This is a genomic window from Flavobacterium sp. B330r, assembly GCF_056824325.1.
The window spans coordinates 3,026,658-3,045,501 of the sequence record NZ_CP124860.1 but is presented as its reverse complement, the minus strand read 5'-3'; the positions used below and the strand labels follow the sequence as shown (position 1 = coordinate 3,045,501).

At 33.1% G+C, this 18,844-nt stretch carries 17 protein-coding genes; 13 read left to right on the top strand and 4 right to left on the bottom strand.

All coding sequences use genetic code 11. The features are described from left to right. Window positions 1-12: 12 nt before the first annotated feature. Complete coding sequence (locus QLQ95_RS13635) at window positions 13-375, bottom strand: hypothetical protein (protein WP_482500269.1); 363 nt, start codon at window positions 373-375, stop codon at window positions 13-15. A gap of 29 nt (window positions 376-404) precedes the next feature. After that, window positions 405-1,178, bottom strand: a complete 774-nt coding sequence (locus QLQ95_RS13630; RefSeq protein WP_095928784.1) for an XRE family transcriptional regulator — start codon at window positions 1,176-1,178, stop codon at window positions 405-407. A gap of 90 nt (window positions 1,179-1,268) precedes the next feature. On the opposite strand from QLQ95_RS13630, the gene dinB reads away from it, so the two are divergent. From dinB to QLQ95_RS13600, 6 genes are all read left to right on the top strand, one after another. Then, window positions 1,269-2,450 carry a DNA polymerase IV gene (gene dinB, locus QLQ95_RS13625; RefSeq protein WP_320492948.1) on the top strand — a complete coding sequence of 394 codons (1,182 nt, stop codon included), beginning with the start codon at window positions 1,269-1,271 and terminating at the stop codon, window positions 2,448-2,450. Continuing rightward, on the top strand, window positions 2,450-5,503 hold the full coding sequence (locus tag QLQ95_RS13620) for a DNA polymerase III subunit alpha (RefSeq protein WP_482500268.1): 3,054 nt from the start codon (window positions 2,450-2,452) through the stop codon (window positions 5,501-5,503). Before dinB ends, QLQ95_RS13620 begins: the two co-directional genes overlap by 1 nt. A gap of 103 nt (window positions 5,504-5,606) precedes the next feature. Continuing rightward, window positions 5,607-6,989 carry an exonuclease domain-containing protein gene (locus QLQ95_RS13615; RefSeq protein ID WP_320492946.1) on the top strand — a complete coding sequence of 461 codons (1,383 nt, stop codon included), beginning with the start codon at window positions 5,607-5,609 and terminating at the stop codon, window positions 6,987-6,989. A 39-nt stretch (window positions 6,990-7,028) separates the two neighbouring features. After that, window positions 7,029-7,655 carry an alpha-ketoglutarate-dependent dioxygenase AlkB family protein gene (locus QLQ95_RS13610; protein ID WP_095928781.1) on the top strand — a complete coding sequence of 209 codons (627 nt, stop codon included), beginning with the start codon at window positions 7,029-7,031 and terminating at the stop codon, window positions 7,653-7,655. 161 nt (window positions 7,656-7,816) lie between these two features. Further along, window positions 7,817-8,278 carry a DUF1810 domain-containing protein gene (locus tag QLQ95_RS13605; protein ID WP_427872439.1) on the top strand — a complete coding sequence of 154 codons (462 nt, stop codon included), beginning with the start codon at window positions 7,817-7,819 and terminating at the stop codon, window positions 8,276-8,278. 159 nt (window positions 8,279-8,437) lie between these two features. Beyond that, window positions 8,438-8,839, top strand: coding sequence for an MFS transporter (locus tag QLQ95_RS13600; RefSeq protein WP_095928779.1), 402 nt, complete (start codon window positions 8,438-8,440; stop codon window positions 8,837-8,839). Window positions 8,840-8,930: 91 nt separating this feature from the next. On the opposite strand, the gene QLQ95_RS13595 is transcribed toward QLQ95_RS13600, so the two are convergent. Then, on the bottom strand, window positions 8,931-10,340 hold the full coding sequence (locus QLQ95_RS13595; protein WP_482500267.1) for an APC family permease: 1,410 nt from the start codon (window positions 10,338-10,340) through the stop codon (window positions 8,931-8,933). Window positions 10,341-10,614: 274 nt separating this feature from the next. Between QLQ95_RS13595 and QLQ95_RS13590 the strand changes: the two genes are divergently transcribed. From QLQ95_RS13590 to QLQ95_RS13570, 5 genes are all read left to right on the top strand, one after another. Then, a complete protein-coding gene (locus tag QLQ95_RS13590) occupies window positions 10,615-10,902 on the top strand; it encodes a hypothetical protein (protein ID WP_320492943.1) in 288 nt (95 codons plus the stop codon). Window positions 10,903-10,920: 18 nt separating this feature from the next. Further along, complete coding sequence (locus tag QLQ95_RS13585) at window positions 10,921-11,304, top strand: DUF5958 family protein (protein ID WP_482500266.1); 384 nt, start codon at window positions 10,921-10,923, stop codon at window positions 11,302-11,304. Window positions 11,305-11,411: 107 nt separating this feature from the next. After that, complete coding sequence (locus QLQ95_RS13580) at window positions 11,412-12,170, top strand: methyltransferase domain-containing protein (RefSeq protein ID WP_095928775.1); 759 nt, start codon at window positions 11,412-11,414, stop codon at window positions 12,168-12,170. A 416-nt stretch (window positions 12,171-12,586) separates the two neighbouring features. After that, the gene (locus tag QLQ95_RS13575; protein WP_482500265.1) at window positions 12,587-14,008 is read left to right on the top strand and encodes a sensor histidine kinase; all 1,422 of its coding nucleotides are present in this window, start codon (window positions 12,587-12,589) and stop codon (window positions 14,006-14,008) included. Beyond that, a complete protein-coding gene (locus tag QLQ95_RS13570; protein ID WP_482500264.1) occupies window positions 13,998-14,387 on the top strand; it encodes a response regulator in 390 nt (129 codons plus the stop codon). The genes QLQ95_RS13575 and QLQ95_RS13570 overlap by 11 nt, the downstream gene beginning before the upstream one ends. Here the strand turns inward: QLQ95_RS13570 and QLQ95_RS13565 are convergent. Then, window positions 14,384-15,544 carry a C40 family peptidase gene (locus QLQ95_RS13565; RefSeq protein WP_482500263.1) on the bottom strand — a complete coding sequence of 387 codons (1,161 nt, stop codon included), beginning with the start codon at window positions 15,542-15,544 and terminating at the stop codon, window positions 14,384-14,386. The two genes, QLQ95_RS13570 and QLQ95_RS13565, sit on opposite strands and share 4 nt — an antisense overlap. Window positions 15,545-15,785: 241 nt before the next feature. On the opposite strand from QLQ95_RS13565, the gene QLQ95_RS13560 reads away from it, so the two are divergent. Further along, on the top strand, window positions 15,786-17,165 hold the full coding sequence (locus QLQ95_RS13560; RefSeq protein ID WP_428239069.1) for a Kelch repeat-containing protein: 1,380 nt from the start codon (window positions 15,786-15,788) through the stop codon (window positions 17,163-17,165). 208 nt (window positions 17,166-17,373) lie between these two features. Then, window positions 17,374-18,777: a Kelch repeat-containing protein gene (locus tag QLQ95_RS13555; RefSeq protein ID WP_428239068.1), complete on the top strand. Its 1,404-nt coding sequence runs from the start codon at window positions 17,374-17,376 to the stop codon at window positions 18,775-18,777. Window positions 18,778-18,844 lie beyond the last annotated feature (67 nt).

Below are 18,844 nucleotides of genomic sequence, written 5' to 3'. Positions count from 1 at the left end.
CTGCTATTCCGCCTAAAAAGCACCAAAGAAAATATTCTTCATAAACACTCGAAATATAAAATTCCAATCTTCAAAATACAAAATCTGTCCTTCTATAGTTGTAAAATCTAAATAATTCTCAGCATATCGAAAGCCTTCAAAAACTTTGTTTGTAATTCTAATACTGACAAAACTCTTTTTACTGATTATTTCATTAATCTCTTCAACAGTCTTATCATCAACACGATATGAAAATCGAAGTTCGTCCAGAAATTCTTCATCACTAATAAAACCAATAACTCTTAGAAACTTGTGAAATCGTTTATCCCATTCTGCAAGTGTTAATTCTGTTCTTGTTATAAAACTCACTGTGCCTGTATAAACAATAAATATCATTACTCTTAATTTCTATAGTTAATGAACCTCTAGGTATTCGAAGTATTATTCTTAATCTCTCGAACTTCACGTTTCAATTCTAAAAGCAAATCTTTCATTGCTCCGGTTTCTGTCATTTCTTGTTTTTTATCCGAACGGCCAATATTACATTCATATTCCCAAATCTCCAAAATATCAGAAGCTTTCACTTCATAATTCGGATAAAAACTGTTATCGGATTCTAAAACCAAAGAGTTCTTTTTGTTTTTATTGAGACGTTTGTACACCATTCCTTCATTTTTAGTAATCAGAATATAGGTTTTACCGTCCATCACCTCTCCTAGTTTTTCTACATAACGACCAATAATGATAGAACCGTCTTCGTGTGGAGGCATTGAATCGCCTTCAACGGGAAATCCGCGATGTTTTCCAGGTCCTAAAAACGGAAGTGTAATTTGCTGTAAACTTTCAATATATTCAGGATCAGCATATCCGTTCAAATATCCTGCTTTTGCTTTTTGAGATACAATTTCAATAAAATTTTCTCCAAAACTATCCACTTGAATGGGCAAAATAAGTCGGTTACCTTCCAATTTTATCAAATTTTGCACATCAATTTTACGTATATCGACAGATAATATCAAGTCAATACTCATATGAAAATATAACGCAATCTTCTTTAGAATATCATACGGTGCTTCCGAAGTTCCGTCTTCGTATTTCACGTATCTTCCTCTTGTAATACTAAGGTTTTCAGCTAATTTCTCCTGTGATATTTTATGCTTAACCCTTAACGCTCTGATGTTGTCTGAAAATAAGGACATAATAAATTTGTTATAATTTGGAACAGCAAATATACAAAAAAATGTTACCACCTGTACTAATTTTGTTTCATACAAAAACAATAAGGAAAAATGGCACGGGCAATTGTACATATGGATTTGGATACCTTTTTTGTATCCTGCGAACGACTCACCAATTCTGAACTTAATGATATTCCGCTTATTATTGGCGGAGGCGATCGTGGCGTTGTAGCTTCTTGTTCGTATGAAGCCCGCAAATTTGGTGTGCGTTCTGCAATGCCTATCGCAATGGCAATGAAACTTTGCCCGCAGGCGAAAGTCATGAAAGGAGATATGGAATTGTATTCGCGACTATCTCACGATGTTACTGAGATTCTCCAAGAAAAAGCACCTGTTTTAGAAAAAGCAAGTGTCGACGAATTTTATCTGGATATTACAGGAATGGATAAATTTCATGGAAGTTATAAATGGACAGATGAATTGGCACAAAAAGTAATTAAAGAAACTGGACTTCCGATTAGTTTTTCGTTATCGATCAACAAAACCGTTTCTAAAATCGCTACAGGCGAAGGCAAACCAGTAGGAAATCTTGAAATTCCAGAACATAAGGTACAGACTTTTTTGAATCCGCTTTCGATTCAGAAAATACCAATGGTCGGAACCGTAACTTTTCAACTCTTGTCTCGAATTGGTGTTCGTAAAATTCAAACTTTAGCCGAAATGCCTGCTGAGGTTTTACAGCAAATGATTGGAAAAAACGGCCTTGATATTTGGAAAAAAGCGAACGGAATCGATCATACACCTGTAGAACCATATAGCGAAAGAAAATCTATTTCTACAGAACATACTTTTTCTCAAGATACCATTGATATTGCGAAACTCAAAAGAGTGCTTTTGGGAATGGTCGAAAAACTAGCTTTTCAATTGCGTTCAGAACAATGGCTGACTTCAACCGTTACGGTTAAAATTCGTTACGCCAATTTTGATACCGAAACCAAACAATGTCGAGTTGTTTATACTTCTGCCGATCATGTTTTGACTAAAAATGTAATGGAACTTTTTGAAAAAGTGTATCAGCGTCGTATGCGTCTGCGCTTGATTGGTGTTCGCTTTAGCGGATTGGTGCGCGGAACCTATCAAATTGATCTTTTTGAAGATACTCAGGAAATGCTTTCACTTTATGAAGCGATGGATAAAATGAAAAGCCGTTACGGTTTTGATGCCGTAATGCGCTGTGCCGGAGCTCATTTTAAACCGAATACTAAAGACGAAATTTTAAAACGCAAGAAATAATGTATCTTAATTGTCATTCCTATCATTCCTTACGTTACGGCACGATTCCGCTAAAAGATCTTGTTGGTCTGGCTGTTTCTTGTGGCGTAAAAGCAATGGCCTTGACAGATATTAATACTGTAACTGGAATTTATGATTTTATAAGAGATTGCGAGAAAAACGAAATCAAGCCTTTGGTTGGAATGGAATTTCGCTGTCATCATCAATTCCGATATATTGGTTTAGCTAAAAATGCCAAAGGATTAGCTGAAATGAATCGTTTTTTAACTGAGTATAATTTCAGCGGAGAAACTTTACCTTTACGAGCTCCTGAATTTAAGGAGGCTTTTGTAATTTATACTTTAGAAAATGCTCCCGAAACGCTTCATAAAAATGAATTTATTGGAGTGCGTACCGAAGAAGTTTCTGGTCTTTTAACCTCTAAACATAAAAATAAAATTGCCAAAATGGTGATTTTACAGCCCGTAACTTTTAGCAGTAAAAAAGAATATAATCTGCATAAAGTACTACGTGCAGTTGATACGAATATTATTCTGTCAAAACTTACTGAAGCGGATTATTGCAAAACTTCTGATTTTATAAAACCATTGGAAGCACTTTTGCCTTTCTATGAAAAATATCCTGAAATCATTTCAAACACACAACGCATCATTGACGAATGTAATTTTCAATATGAATTTGGTGTTTCACAAAACAAAAAATTCTTTACCAAAAGCCGTGAAGAAGATATAAAAATGCTTACTGGCTTGGCGTTGGAGGGTTTTGAACGTCGTTATGGAAAAGAAAATACAATAGCAAAAGCACGTGTCGAAAAAGAACTGAAAGTTATTGACGAATTAAAATTTAGTGCCTATTTCTTAATTACTTGGGATATAATTCAATACAGCAATAGTCAAGGATTTATGCATATTGGTCGCGGAAGCGGTGCCAACAGCATAATAGCTTATTGCCTCGGAATTACTGATATCTGTCCTATAGAACTCGATTTGTATTTTGAACGTTTTTTAAATCTTAACCGGAAAACTCCACCCGATTTTGACATTGACTGGAGCTGGCAGGAACGCAATGAAATTTTAGAATATATATTCGGAAAATACGGCCGAGATCATGTTGCTTTCTGCGGAACCAATGTGGAGTTTAAATACCGTTCTATCTTCAGAGAAGTTGGAAAAGTTTTTGGTCTTCCGAAAGAAGAATTAGATGTATTGGCAAAAAATCCAGAAGAACTTCATCCTACAAATAAGATTGTGAAATTGGTTCAAGAATATGGTTTTATGATGCAGAAATATCCCAACCAGCGCAGTATGCATGCCTGTGGAATTATTATTTCTGAAGAACCAATTACCAATTACACACCTTTGGAAATGCCTCCAAAAGGTTTTCCAATTGTGCTTTTTGATATGCATATTGCCGAAGAAATTGGTTTTGACAAATTCGATATTCTAAGCCAGCGTGGTATCGGACATATTGATGATAGTGTAAAATTGATTGAAAAAAATAGAGGTATAAAAGTAGACATTCGCAATACTTCTATTTCTAAAGATGAAGCGGTTTGCAATTCTTATTTAGCAAAAGGAGACACAATTGGCTGTTTTTATATCGAAAGTCCCGCGATGCGCGGGTTATTACGCCGATTGAATTGTGATAATTATAAAATTCTGGTGGCGGCTTCGTCTATTATTCGTCCTGGAGTTGCACAATCTGGAATGATGAAAGAGTATATTTTTCGTCATAATAATCCAAATCAGTTTGAATATTTTCATGAGGTTTTTAGAGAACATCTTGGCGAAACATATGGCATTATGGTGTATCAGGAAGATGTGATAAAAATTGCCCAACATTATGGCGGACTTCCCGCTCCTGATGGCGATATTCTTCGTCGTGCCATGTCAGGAAAAGGAAGATCGTTGGAAGCTTTACAAAAAGTAAAAGATAATTTCTTTGCAAGCTGCGCGCAAAAAGGGCATCCAGAAGCTTTGAGTCAGGAAATTTACCGCCAGATTGAATCTTTTGCGGGTTATTCTTTCTGCAAGGCGCACTCGGCTTCTTATGCCGTTGAGAGTTATCAGAGTTTGTATTTGAAAGTTAATTATCCTGTAGAATTTATGACAGCGGTAATTAATAACCAAGGCGGATTTTATAGAACCGAAGTTTATGTGCACGAAGCTAGAATGTCGGGAGGGACAGTTCATAATCCGTGTGTGAATAAAAGTGAATATCAAACGACTTTATACGGAACCGATATTTATCTAGGGTTCATGCATGTACAGAGTTTAGAATCTAAAATTGCAAATTTAATAGCATCAGAAAGAGATAAAAACGGCGATTATATTTCTCTGGAAAATTTCATCAATCGTATTCCAATTGGAATTGAAGGTGTTAAAGTTCTCATTTTTATTGGTGCTTTTCGCTTTACAGGAAAAACAAAAAATCAGCTTTTGATTAGTGCGAGTTTGCTTTTAAACAATTTTAAACCCGAAAATCGAAATTTGATGCTTTTGCAAGAACCGGTAAAAGAATTCAAATTACCTGTTTTGGAACGTTCTGTTTTTGAAGATGCTTTTGATGAAATCGAATTATTGAGTTTTCCTGTTTCTTGTACGGTTTTCGATCTTTTACAAACCAAACATAGAGGTGATATTATGGCAAAAGATTTAGTAAAACACCATAAAAGACAAGTTAGAATGCTGGCCTATCTCATTTCTAGAAAACACGTCCCGACCAAAAAGGGTTCGATGTATTTTGGAACTTGGATCGATCATGAAGGCACTTATTTTGATACGGCACATTTTCCAGATAGTCTTGCAAAACATCCTTTTCAGGGTGGAGGCTGTTATCTTTTGTTAGGGAATGTTGAGGTCGACTATCATTTTCCGACCATTACGATTCTCAAAATGGCCAAAATGCCTTTTATCCCAGATCCACGATATATGGATTCTAAAGATCAATACAGAACACAAAATCAGATAAAGGAAGATGTTAGTTTGACGCATCGAGCGCCTTATCCGCAAGGACATGAAATTAATCTTCCGAGACACCGAATGAAGTTTTAGTGTTCAGTGTTCAGTAGAAGTATTCAGAGTATTGACCATTGAGACTGAAAACTGAGACCGAAAACTCAAAAAATAACTAAAGAACAACTTACGTTATACACAAATGAAGAAGCAAGAATATGCCATAGTCGATATTGAAACCACAGGCGGAAATGCCAGTGGAAGCCGTATTACAGAAATTGCCATTATTATTCATGACGGTACAAATGTATTGGATCGTTATGAAACACTTGTAAATCCTGAACAGGACATACCTCCTTCTATTTTTGGATTGACAGGAATTAACAACGAAATGGTAGCCAATGCGCCCATTTTTGATGATATTTCAGAGAAAGTTTTGGAAATGCTTACCGATCGTATTTTTGTTGCCCACAACGTGAACTTTGATTATTCATTCGTTCATCATCAACTGGAGCAAGCGGGTTTTAAATGGTCGGCAAAAAAGCTTTGTACAGTTCGTGCAGCTCGAAAAATCAAACCTGGATTGGGTTCTTATAGTTTAGGAAATCTGTGCAATTCTTTAAATATATCTTTAGAAAATAGACACCGTGCCGGCGGAGATGCCGATGCTACTGCTCTTTTATTTTCGCTTTTATTGGAATGGGACGATGCTGGAGAAATAGATAAAATGATCAAGAAAACAGCGCAAGATCAGCGCTTGCCACCCAATTTACCACAAGAAGATTTTAATAATTTACCTGACAAACCAGGAGTCTATTATTTTTATAATCAGGCAAAAAAAGTGATTTATGTTGGAAAAGCAATCAACTTAAAAAAGCGTGTCACTTCTCATTTTACAGGAAACAATATCAAACCGCAAAGACAGCATTTTTTAAGAGATATTCATGGAATATCTTTTGAAGTCTGCGCGACCGAACTCATGGCGCTTCTTTTAGAATGTACGGAAATCAAAAAACTTTGGCCCACTTATAATAGAGCCTTAAAACGTTTTGAAGCCAAATTTGGCATTTATCAATACGAAGCTCGAAACGGCTATAAATATTTGGCAGTTGGTAAATTGAGTAAATTTCAGACTTGTATTCATGAGTTTAATAGCCAATACGATGGCATCAATTTATTGCGAACTCTAGCCGAGCATTTTGAAATCGATCATCGTTTTTGCAAATATACAAGACCCGAAGAAGGCGAATTTTTCCAAAATAATGATACAAGAGATTTGCCAGACGTTTCATTTCATAACGAACAAGTTGACAATGCTATTGAATTTTTATTGAATAACAGACCAAGTTTTGCCATTATAGACAAAGGACGTTCTAGAGACGAAAGAAGCTGTATTTGGATCGAAAATGGTCATTTTCATGGAATGGGATACATTCCGAGAGATGTTGCCATCAACGATTCTGATGAAGTAAAAAATTATGTTACGCCTTATAAAAGCAATCAATATATTGAACAGTTAATTTTTGCTTACGCAGAAAAACATCCGAGAAAAATATTCTTTAACAAACAACTTTTCATTTCCTAAACCAATAAAAAATAGAGCTGTAAAACTAAAATCTGAATTATGACACTATTTAGCGATACCGAATTATTTACCACAGGTTTGGAAGGAAAAAAAATATTTGACATTCCAGATTCTGAGTTAATTTTAATCGATAATTTTTTTACCAAAGAAGAATCTGATGCTTTTTACGAGAGAATACTTCGCAAAACCAAATGGAGAGAGTATGAAATGGAAATTTACGATAAAACTTATACCGTTCCGCGAATGATTTCTTGGTATGAAGATAAAGATAATCCTGGCGCAGATCCAAACGGACCAGATTGGACTTATGAATTGTTAAAAATTAGAGGCCGTGTAGAAAAAGAAACACAGCTTGATTTTAATACCGTATTATTGAATTTATACCGAGACGGAAATGATGGCGTAGGTTGGCATAGCGATAAAGAACATAATACAGGGCCAAATCCTATTATTGCTTCCGTCACTTTTGGAGAAACGAGAATGTTTAAACTTCGCCATAAATTCAGAAAAGAAATCCCGCCAATTGAGATTCCGCTACATCATGGGTCCTTTTTGTTGATGGCTGGAACTACTAATAGTTTTTGGCAACATCAAGTTCCAAAAACGGCTCGTGATGTTTTGCCAAGGATCAATCTTACCTTTAGAAGAACCAATCGAAATCTTTGATTTTTATAGCATTGAATCTTTAAAAAGAAGTAATTTTTACTTAAAACAACGTAAGATATTCCTTCTTTAAAAAGTTAAAACATGCACTATATGAACCTTTTACTAGGCAAAACCTATCTTTTTTACTATTTTTGCAACCTTTTTTAAAATACAATACCGTAATGGCTTATTCGAACAATGATTTAGCGCGTTTCTTAGACGCACAGAACAAACTTTATCTTACCGCTCTTTCTGAAATCAGTAAAGGGAAAAAAGAAACACACTGGATGTGGTTCATTTTCCCGCAAATAAAAGGCTTAGGAAAAAGCGATACTGCAAATCTTTATGCCATTAATGATTTAAAAGAAGCTACAGATTATTTGGAGCATCCAATTTTGGGAAAACATTTAATTGAAATTTCAGAGTTGTTTTTGACTTTTAAAATGAAATCGGCTGACGGAATTTTAGGAGATTTAGATGCTCGAAAACTACGTTCATGTATGACTTTGTTTTCTTTGGTTGAAAATGCAAATCCGATATTTCAGGAAATTTTGGACGCTTTCTTCTCTGGAGAAACCGATCCGCTTACTTTGTCTATTATTAATTCAACTATAAAATCTGTTGATGAACCAGTTACCATATAACTAGAGTTTTTCAACGATTATTTACATTTAAAAGACACTAATTACAGTGTCTTTTTTTTGTTTGCAAACTTCGCAGTTTAGTAAAACTCAAACATAAATAATTGATTTAAAAAGAATTAATCTTAAATTGCATGATCAACCTCAAATCTAAACCAAATTATGACCGAAAAAATCAAAGCTTTACAAATTATCCATCTTGGCATTTGCGCAGGAACCATTATCGCTTATTTTATTGTGGGCGATATTTCGCTAGAAACACTACAAGTTCCTAATGTTGATTCTGCTTCCATAATATATCTTGCAATTCCTGTTCTAGCCTTTGTTTTGAGTAGTATATTATTTAAAGCGCAATTAAAACAGATTGACCCAAAGCTAAAACTTGAAGATAAATTGCCTATCTACCAAACAGCTTCAATTATGCGATGGGCAGTTTTGGAAGGTGCTGCTTTTATTATTTTATTTCTTAAACCCGATTTTATACTATTCGGAATTCTTCTCATTATTTATCTTCTTTTTCTAAGACCAACAGAAGAAAAAATTAATAACGATTTATCCAATTAGTAAACCGCGCATACCTTAAATAAAAAAGCATCTTGAAATAGATCAAGATGCTTTTTTATTTAGATAGTTTTTCAACTTCAAATAGAAAATATTATTCGCTTGGCTTTGTTAAATAGTAAACTGGAATTCCGGTTAACATAATTAATACTCCCCAGCCACAGGTTGAAAATTTTGTAATTAATAACGAAACGCAAATTGCTGATGCTACAATAATATATACCATTGGCAAAAACGGATATCCAAAAGCTTTATAAGGTCTTTCTACATCTGGCATTTTTTTTCTTAGAATAAAAATTCCGTAAATAGTCAAAATGTAAAAAATCAGTACAATGATAATTACGAAATCTAATAAATCGCCATATTTCCCTGTTAGACATAAAGCCGAAGCCCAAACACATTGCGCCCAAAGTGCCCAAGCAGGAACACTCGAACTATTTAAAACAGCTGCTTTTTTGAAAAACAAACCATCTTTTGCCATTGTATAATATACTCTTGCGCCAGCCATAATTAATCCGTTGTTGCAGGCAAAAGTCGAAATCATGATCATAATTGCGATAATCAAAGCTCCGATATTTCCAAAAATATAGTCTGAAGCCACAACTGCAACACGATCAAACTTTGCTGTTGCAATTTCGTCAAACGGAATTACAGCCAAATACATCAGATTTGTCACAACATAAAGAGAAGTAACAATAAAAGTTCCTAGAAACAAGCTAAGCCCAACATTTCGTTTCGGATTTTTAATTTCACCAGCGATAAAAGTCACACCGTTCCACGCATCGCTAGAAAACAATGATCCAACCATTGCTGCAGATATTCCAGAAATTAAAGCCGTTCCGCTAATTGGAAGCCATGAACCGTTTTCTTTGTCAAATGTTCTTGTGCTCCATCCGTCTGCCCAATTTGCATCCCAAACAGAAGCTTTCGCAGCAAGCGTTAATCCAAAAATGACTAAACCAAGAAGCGATAAAATTTTAATTATGGTTAAAACGGTTTGTAGAATTTTTCCGTTTTTCACTCCACGACTATTAATAAAAGTCAGAATGATAATGGTTAAAATCGAAACTAGCTGCGCTGCATTTAGTTTAAAAGCGCCTAATTCGTAAAGAATATTTTCATCACTTAACGGCTCATACAAATAAGCTGCAAATTTTGAAAAAGCCACTCCTACTGCCGCGATAGTTCCAGTCTGAATAACCGCAAAAAAACTCCAGCCGTATAAAAAGGCAATCAGCTTGTTATAAGCTTCTTTTAGGTAAACATATTGTCCTCCTGCTTTTGGGAACATCGCACTCAATTCGCCGTAACTAACTGCTGCGACAACAGTAATAAATCCAGACAAAAGCCAGATCAATGTAAGCCATCCCGCCGAACCCACTTGTCGGGCTATATCGGCGCTTACAATAAATATCCCGGATCCGATCATAGAGCCAACCACAAGCATGGTTCCGTCTAAGAGGCCGAGTTCTCTTTTAAAATGTTCTTGGTCGTTTTCTTGCATTTTTATTGGTTTAGGTTGGCTAAAGATATACTTTTTTTGGAAATCATAATCTTTAATTTATAAAATCTATAAATTCTTAAAAAAGATCATATTTAGCAAGATTTACCCCTAATCTTTATCAAAAATAATTTGGACGTATCCCTTCGGGTCGGGCTATTCACTGTATCTTTTATGGTGAACCCCACCATAAAAGGATGCCGTTCCTATCCCTTACGCAAACAACGACTACAAGACAAAAATCTTTTTTTATATTTGGCAGTTAAAACCAATTAATATGAACCAAAAAATAGTTTTCAGATTATTAATTTTTATTACTCTTTTCTTCATCATTTATCTATTACAGAATAACTTCAAGCAACATAAAATTCAAAAAACTAACAAAGCTATTGAGGAATTTTATACTCAATTAGACGAACGTTATATTGGTGATTATATGCAAATCCAAAGAGATTTACAGCAAATATTTTTAAATAATGAATTAACTGAGAGCCAAAAGAAAAGACTCTTATTTACTCAAGACAGCTTGAGAATAGAATTTGGAAAGTCAATTCAAAAGAAATAAGAATTGAAAGATATAGAAATGCTTATTAACAAAATTGCTCAAGATAAAATAGATTTTCATCTTGGGTTGCGTATTTTGCTAGAAGAAGATTATAGTTTTAAAGAGCTTTTTAATACTCTACATAACTATATTATCAATTCCATTCCAAACAAAACAGATTATAATTCAGAAGCGTATCAAAGAGCAATAAATAGTATTCCACTAAAACCAACTTTCACGCCAATTATAATCTTAAAAAGTTTCTCCACTAAAATTGCTTTAAATAAATTGGCTTCACTGCCAGAAAATGAACATAAAAAAGTAATAACCTCTTTACTTTGGATTTTTAAAATTACAGATACAGAAAGAAGAAATACAGAATGCAAAAACGGCTGTGATCATTTTTGGCATGAATTAGAATAACTTTTAAATGAGTTTTTCAATTTTAAATTGAAAAACAAGAGAGCAATCTTTTTTCCTTGGTTTTGAAGCATTAGAAATTTTCATTAATTTTAAATAAAAACAGCATCATGACTTGGGATCCAAAAAAATACAACGAATTTAAAGAAGAACGTTCTAAACCTTTTCATGATCTTACAAGTCATATTATTGACAAACCCAATCTGAAAGTTATAGACCTCGGGTGCGGAACGGGTGAACTTACCCAAAAATTATATCAAAAACTTACCAATCCATTTGTTTTGGGTATTGATAATTCTGCTGAAATGTTGGCAAAAGCTCCAACACAAGAAAATCTTGAGTTTAAAGACAAAACCATTTTAGAACAGATTGCTGACGAAACCAAATGGGATTTGATTTTTTCAAACGCCGCATTACAATGGATTGATAATCATTACGAGCTTTTCCCAAAAATTATATCGCGCATTAATTCAGGCGGACAGCTGGCTGTTCAGATGCCGCAGCAAAATGAAAATATCCTCAATAAAATACTTTTTCAATTGGTGCAGGAAGAGCCCTTTGCATCGTATCTTAAAAATTGGACACGTCCTTCACCAGTATTGACTTTAGATGAATATGCTAAAATCGTTTTCGAAAATGGCGGTACCGATTTGGTTCTGTATGAGAAAGTTTATCCAATTATTTCTACTAAAAAAGATGACTTTTTTGAGTTCATTTCGGGTTCTGCCTTAACTGTATATCAAGAAAGATTGAATGATCAGGAATTTACTGCTTTAACAACAGAGTTTAAGAAAAGAATAGATGCTTATTTTCCTTCAGTTCCTTCAATCTATGCATTTAGACGATTGATTATTTACGCTAAATTTTAAAGAGACGATTCACTGAATCCAGCCTTTAATCTTTAAACAAAAACAATTCTTGTTTTTGTTTATTTTAATGCCTCATAAATTCCTTTTTCACTTCAAAATTGAAATCAAAAGTTGCTTTTTTTCAACAATATTCCAATAAAAAAGCCCTCAAAAAAGCACAACAAATTAACTACCAAATACTTAAACAAAATTATTTAGAATGGAAATATTTTTGCTCCGTATCTATTTTTTTTCTTAAAACCATAAGATAAATTTTACTATATTTGAGATAATCATTATAAAAGCATTTACAAAGAGCGAAATACCTTAACAAGTGTTTAATGTTTAATATAGATTAATTTCCCCAAATAATTATTTATTCATACTGACAAAAAACGCAAAAGGCACTTTTTCATTAACCTACTAATTTTAAAATTATGTCTAAACTGCAAGCTTTAAAAAACTTTCGTTTCCCAAATGTTTTCATCCTTATTTTAATCATTTTTATTTCGTGTGCATTGCTAATCTGCATCAATTTTTTTACAATTAAAATCTTATCTGCCAATAGAGCTTATGTAAACGGGGAATCTCATTATTCGAAAGGACAAAAAGATGCATCAAGACATTTAATTACCTATTTATTCACCAAAAACCATACACAATGGAAATTGTTTCTTGAAGAATTAAAGGTGCCACAAGGAGATGGTATTGCAAGAATCACACTTTTGAAAGCTGGAGACAATAAAGTTGCTAGAAAGGGATTTTTAATTGGTCGAAATCACGAAGATGATCTAGATGATCTTATCTGGCTATTCGAAAATTTTAAAAATGTCAGCTTTTTATCTAAAGCCATAAAAGAATGGGGAGAAGGAGATAAATTAATCTTTGATTTATTTGTTATTGGCCAGCAGATTAATGCAAAAATCGAACATAATATTTTAACCTCAACAGATCAGAAAAAACACTTAAAGCAAATTAGCTCAATAAGTGACCAATTAACCATTAACCAACGCAATTTTTCTAATACCCTTGGTGAAGGAACCCGAAAAATAAAGGACTTATTGATTATTACAAACATCTTTTTCATTCTGGTTATAATCTGCAGCGTTTGCCTTTATTACTCGATAATGGTCAAAAGACTACTGATTTCGAAGAAAGAAACGGAAGTGAAAAATGAAAATCTGATTATTGTAAATCGCGAATTGGACCGATTTGTTTACAGCGCCTCTCACGACTTGAGATCTCCAATTACTTCTTTAAAAGGTCTTATCGAAATAACAGCATTGGAGGACGATGCACAACAGGTTCGAAATTATTTAGAAATGATGCACCAAAGTCTTGAAAGGCAGGATCAATTTATTAGTGACATTATTGATTATTCTAAAAACAAAAGAAAAGAAATAATACTGGAACCAGTAAGCCTAAAAGAGTTGTGCAATGAAGCCATCCTTCAATTAATGCATATTGAAAATGCAAACAGAATTAAATTCACGCAAGAACTTTTAGTAGATCAGATTGAAAGTGACGGTCTTCGTTTAAAAATAATCATCAATAACCTACTCTCTAATGCTATAAAGTATGCAGATTGCAGCAAACAAGAAATGTTTATTACAATAAGAACCTATTTTAGCGAAGGCTTAAATAAAATTGAAGTAACAGATAACGGAATTGGAATTCATGACGATCATAAAGCCAATATTTTTGACATGTATTTTGGAACAAACAAAAATAAAGGTTCAGGATTAGGCCTCTATATTGTAAAAGAAGCTGTTGAAAATATTAAAGGAGATATTTCTGTATTTTCAGAAAGCAGTGTTGGAAGTAAATTTATAGTAACAATACCATCATATGCCGTATAGATCTCAATTTATAATTATAGAAGACAATTTGATTGATCAATTTGTCACTAAAAAATTACTTAAAAAAGGGCTCGACATTAATCCTATCTACATAGCTAATAACGGACGAGAAGGAATTAATTGGATACTAAAGCATCAGCCACAAAGCCCTTTGATTATTCTTTTAGACATTCAGATGCCTATTATGAATGGTTTTGAATTTTTGGAAGAATTTGACAGATTACCAGAAGATTTAAAAGAAAGAACTGAAATTTTCGTGCTTTCTTCGACTTTAGATATTGATGAAATTAAAAAAGTAAAAGAGAACAAATATGTGTCCGACTTTTGGACTAAACCTTTTAGATTAGAAATATTGAAAAATGCTTTTCTAGAAGTTTAATTCAGAACGCGATTTACTTGAGAGAAAGCTCTTGTGTAATATGGTTCTTTTGTAGAAGAAATCATAACACCGCCATGAGTTGATGAATGTACAAATTTAATCTCACCATCAACATTTTCAACAACCATACCTACATGATTTATATGACGTCTGCCATTGGTTCTAAAGAAAATTAAATCGCCTTTTTGAGCCTCCTCCGACGCTACTTTTGTTCCTATTCGAGATTGTTCTATTGAACTTCTCGGCAGTTTAATATCAAAATTGCCAAAAGTACAGAACATTAATCCTGAACAGTCGAAACCTGCTTTTGTTGTTCCACCCGATCTATATCTAGTACCTATATTCCCAGTTGCGCTTGCTATAAGCTGATCAACTAATGCAGAATAATCTCCTGTCCTTACAACAGTTGAATCCCTTTTTATTTCTGGAGCAGTTTCAGCTACTTGATTAGAAGGAGTATCTATTTGTGAATTATTGTCTTGCAACGCTTTTGCAGACTGAATAGCATCTGCTTTTTCTTTTGGAACGCGAATCTTCAATAGATACCCAACAGGAACTTTTCCTTTAATTGACGGATTCTGACGTTCTAATTCTGCAACTGTAATACCATATTCCTTAGAAATGCCGTATTTTGTTTCTTTAGCTTTAACTTCTCTTATAAGTTCCACATCTGTTGAAACCACTTCTGAAGTAATTGGAGTTTCACTTGGCGAACTAATATTCGACGCTACGTTATTTGAAGGAATATTTATTTGTTGTCCTATTTTTAAGCCTTCGGTTTCCAGAGATGGATTTGCTTTCTTAAGATCATCAACAGAAACATTATATTTTTTAGAAATTCCCCACAGTGTTTCTTTTGAGGCTACTTCGTGAGTTCCAGAAGTATTAAGAGGAGTATCGTTTACTGCAATTTCTTCATTTTTTGACTTTGTCTTTGCAGTACTTTTGTTTTTATTCGGAATTAAAAGTGTTGAGTTTAGTTTTAATACCTTGGGAGCATTCGGGTTTGCATCTGCAATATCTTTTACTTTTACTCCGTATTTTTTAGCAATAACAGAAAGATTTTCTCCTTTTGAGATCTTGTGCTTAATAAAATTATCCTGCGCAAAAGCTCCAACACTGAAAAAAAACAATACTATTATTAACCGATAAACCATACTCTTTTGATAAAGTTTTTACACTTTTTTAAATTACACATTATTTTCAACTCAAAAAAAGCAAATATATTGCCTAAAAAGCGAATTTAACTTTTTAAAGTAGAAAATTTGGTATTTTTAACAATTATTTTACCTCAAATTAACAGCCTCGGCATAAAAATTGAGCCAACTTTTTGAAACGCAGTTTTTTATAAAAAGTTGCATTTTAAAAAATTTTCGAACCAAACTAAAACCTAATATTGTGAAAAAACTACTCTACATTGTCATTTTACTGCCTTTTATTACAAATGCGCAAACAATAAGCGGAATTGTTAAATCTGAAACTACCAATTTACCAATTGAAGATGCAAACATATATGCACTACGAGCTCAAATAGGAACCATAACCAATAACATTGGAGAGTTTTCTTTAAGCAAAGCAAAAGCAAACGACACACTTCAGGTATCACATATTGGCTACATCTCGACAAAAATTGCAATTGCCGATTTTAAAAAGTCAAACTTTATCATTTCACTTAAAGAAGATATCGAAACTCTTAATAATGTAGAGATCACCAATCGTCAGGCGAAATTAAAATCTAAACTTGACTTTACTAAGCTTGAATCTTTAAATAATGTTCTGTATTCTTTTGGTTCGACAGTTGTAAATGGCAAGATTTATATTGTAGGCGGTGATATCAGCGAAGAAGAGAATGTACTAAAGATTTTAAAGGAAAGAAGCATAAGCTATGACAACGATCCTAACTTCCAAAAAAAATATCTACAATTACTTCAAATGCAAGTAGCCAAAAAATTTTACAGGGAAGACTTGCTTATTTACGATCCTAAAACAGATGTATGGGAGAAATCAAATACAAAATTCAAGAGAAGAGCTTATCATAACGTAAATTGCTACAACAATACACTTTATGTTTTAGGAGGTAAAAGAATGTCTACAAACCAAAGATTTGAATATTTAGAAAACGAAATTGAAGTTTTTGACATTAATAAAAACTCGATTACCATTGACAAAACCAATCCTCATATGGCTGCAGACTTTGCTTCTTTTGTCTATAAAGACAATATTATTGTTATGGGCGGCTCTACAAAAAAGACCGAAAAAGGAGAAAAAACTTTTACAGACAAAGTGCACATGTACAACATCACTTCTGGATTATGGTATGAGCTAGAAAAAATGCCGGTTGCCAAAGAAGTAAAAGGAGTTTTGATTGGAGATAAAATTTTTACCGTTGGAAATAATGACAACAAAAGCTTATCTGAGATTCAGAGTTTTGATTTAACAAATGAAACTTGGAAAAATGAAGCAACTTTAATTTCTCATTTAGAAAATCCAGCAATTGCTTACAATGTTGATGATATTTACCTTTTTGAAGATGGGAAGCTTTCAATCTACAATACAAAATCAAAACAGATTAAAGAATACTTTGTCGATCTTCAATTAAGAGATGCCACGATGCATTTTATAAATAACAAATTGTATATTCTTGGAGGCTATTCATTTGGTTCGTTCATGAAGATTCCTTCATCAAAAGTGTACAGTATTTCTATTGACGAATTTGACACTACCGCACCAAACCGCATTAGAATTTTGTCTCAAAATAATGTTGCTCAAAGAAACTAACTCATGATAAAAATGCTCTGCAAAAAACAGGGCATTTTTTTATGTCTTATTTTAAAAATAGAATAAACTTTGATTTTTAACTGAAAGTCTATTTTATTTCATTGGAACTCAAAAAAATTAATACTAAATTTACTTCAAATAAGCCACTATAATCCTCAGTTTTAAGAGACTTTTTAAAGAATTTAATCCAAGACAAAACTTATTTACCGTGAAAAAACTACTGTATATTATCGTTTTACTGCCTTTTATTACAAATGCGCAAACAGTAAGCGGAATTGTTAAATCTCAAGCGACAAACTTACCAGTAGAAGATACCAATATCTATTTATTGCGCACTCAAATTGGAACTTTAACCAATGGAAAAGGAGAATTTTCATTGAATAATAAAATAAATCCAAATGACACTCTTCAGGTTTCTCATATCGGATATATCACAACAAAAATTGCAATTAAAGATTTAAAAAAGTCAAATTATATTATCTCTCTTGAAGAAGATGTTGAAACTTTAAAAAATGTAACTGTAAATGATAATAGGTGGTCTAAATTAAAATCGAAACTTAACTTCACCAAACTGTCACCTTTAGAGTACGGCATTTATTCTTTTGGCTCTGTGGTAGCAAATGGCAAAATTTATGTTGTTGGAGGTGATAATAGTGAACAATGGAATGTTTTAACTACTATAAAATCAAAAGACATTGGCGGCGGTGATCCCACTAGATTTAACGATCCTCTTTTTTTGAACAAATACCTTCAAGAGATTGGAGGCGATCAAGGTAAAGTTTTTTACAAGGGAGATCTACTTACTTATGATCCAAAAACAGATGTATGGGAGAAATCAAATCAAAAATTAAAAAAACGAGCCTACCATAGTATAAATTTTTACAATAACACACTTTATGTTTTGGGAGGAAAAAGAGGACCTCTAGGCAATAAAAAACATGAATTTCTAGATAATGAAATTGAAGTTTTTGACCTTAACACAAATCAAATTGCAATTGACAAAACAAATCCACATAAAGCCGTAAACTTTGCTTCTTTTACCTACAAGGATAACATTATTGTTATGGGCGGATCAATAAAATCAACTGTAAGAGGTGCAAAAATTTTTACAGATAAAGTACATCTGTACAATTTAACTTCTGGCCTATGGTATGAATTAGCAAAAATGCCTGTAGCCCAAGAAGTAAGCGGAGTTTTAATTGAGGACAAAATTTTTACAATTGGCAATTCCGACAATAGAAGTTTTTCTGATATTCAGAGTTTCGATTTAACAAATGAAAGCTGGAAAAAGGAAGCAACTTTACTTTGCCGACTCGAAAATCCTGCAGTTACATACAATGAAGACACTATTTATATATTTGAAGACGGAAAACTGTTTGTTTACAATACAAAATCAAAACTAATTAAAGAATTTTATATTAATCTTGAGCTAAAATGTACTGCAATGCACTTTATTAATGATAAATTATATATCATTGGAGGATACGATTTTAGCAATTACTACACATCTCCTTCGTCTAAAACATATAGCATTTCTATAGACGAATTTGAGACCACAAGACCTTACCGAATTAGAGTTCTATCACAAGATAGTTTAGCAAACAAAAACTAATCACATCAACATATTGCTGATAAAAATAAAAGCCCTCTTTTCACAGGGCTTTTATTTTATATAAAAT

What these genes read in the sequence shown, in the direction of transcription:
- QLQ95_RS13620 (WP_482500268.1), top strand. Translation starts at nt 2,450, where the DNA reads ATGTATCTTAATTGTCATTCCTATCATTCCTTACGTTACGGCACGATT.
- QLQ95_RS13595 (WP_482500267.1), bottom strand. Translation starts at nt 10,340, where the DNA reads ATGCAAGAAAACGACCAAGAACATTTTAAAAGAGAACTCGGCCTCTTA.
- QLQ95_RS13575 (WP_482500265.1), top strand. Translation starts at nt 12,587, where the DNA reads ATGTCTAAACTGCAAGCTTTAAAAAACTTTCGTTTCCCAAATGTTTTC.
- QLQ95_RS13585 (WP_482500266.1), top strand. Translation starts at nt 10,921, where the DNA reads ATGCTTATTAACAAAATTGCTCAAGATAAAATAGATTTTCATCTTGGG.
- QLQ95_RS13590 (WP_320492943.1), top strand. Translation starts at nt 10,615, where the DNA reads ATGAACCAAAAAATAGTTTTCAGATTATTAATTTTTATTACTCTTTTC.
- QLQ95_RS13600 (WP_095928779.1), top strand. Translation starts at nt 8,438, where the DNA reads ATGACCGAAAAAATCAAAGCTTTACAAATTATCCATCTTGGCATTTGC.
- dinB (WP_320492948.1), top strand. Translation starts at nt 1,269, where the DNA reads ATGGCACGGGCAATTGTACATATGGATTTGGATACCTTTTTTGTATCC.
- QLQ95_RS13605 (WP_427872439.1), top strand. Translation starts at nt 7,817, where the DNA reads ATGGCTTATTCGAACAATGATTTAGCGCGTTTCTTAGACGCACAGAAC.
- QLQ95_RS13615 (WP_320492946.1), top strand. Translation starts at nt 5,607, where the DNA reads ATGAAGAAGCAAGAATATGCCATAGTCGATATTGAAACCACAGGCGGA.
- QLQ95_RS13630 (WP_095928784.1), bottom strand. Translation starts at nt 1,178, where the DNA reads ATGTCCTTATTTTCAGACAACATCAGAGCGTTAAGGGTTAAGCATAAA.
- QLQ95_RS13570 (WP_482500264.1), top strand. Translation starts at nt 13,998, where the DNA reads ATGCCGTATAGATCTCAATTTATAATTATAGAAGACAATTTGATTGAT.
- QLQ95_RS13580 (WP_095928775.1), top strand. Translation starts at nt 11,412, where the DNA reads ATGACTTGGGATCCAAAAAAATACAACGAATTTAAAGAAGAACGTTCT.
- QLQ95_RS13610 (WP_095928781.1), top strand. Translation starts at nt 7,029, where the DNA reads ATGACACTATTTAGCGATACCGAATTATTTACCACAGGTTTGGAAGGA.
- QLQ95_RS13565 (WP_482500263.1), bottom strand. Translation starts at nt 15,544, where the DNA reads ATGGTTTATCGGTTAATAATAGTATTGTTTTTTTTCAGTGTTGGAGCT.
- QLQ95_RS13635 (WP_482500269.1), bottom strand. Translation starts at nt 375, where the DNA reads ATGATATTTATTGTTTATACAGGCACAGTGAGTTTTATAACAAGAACA.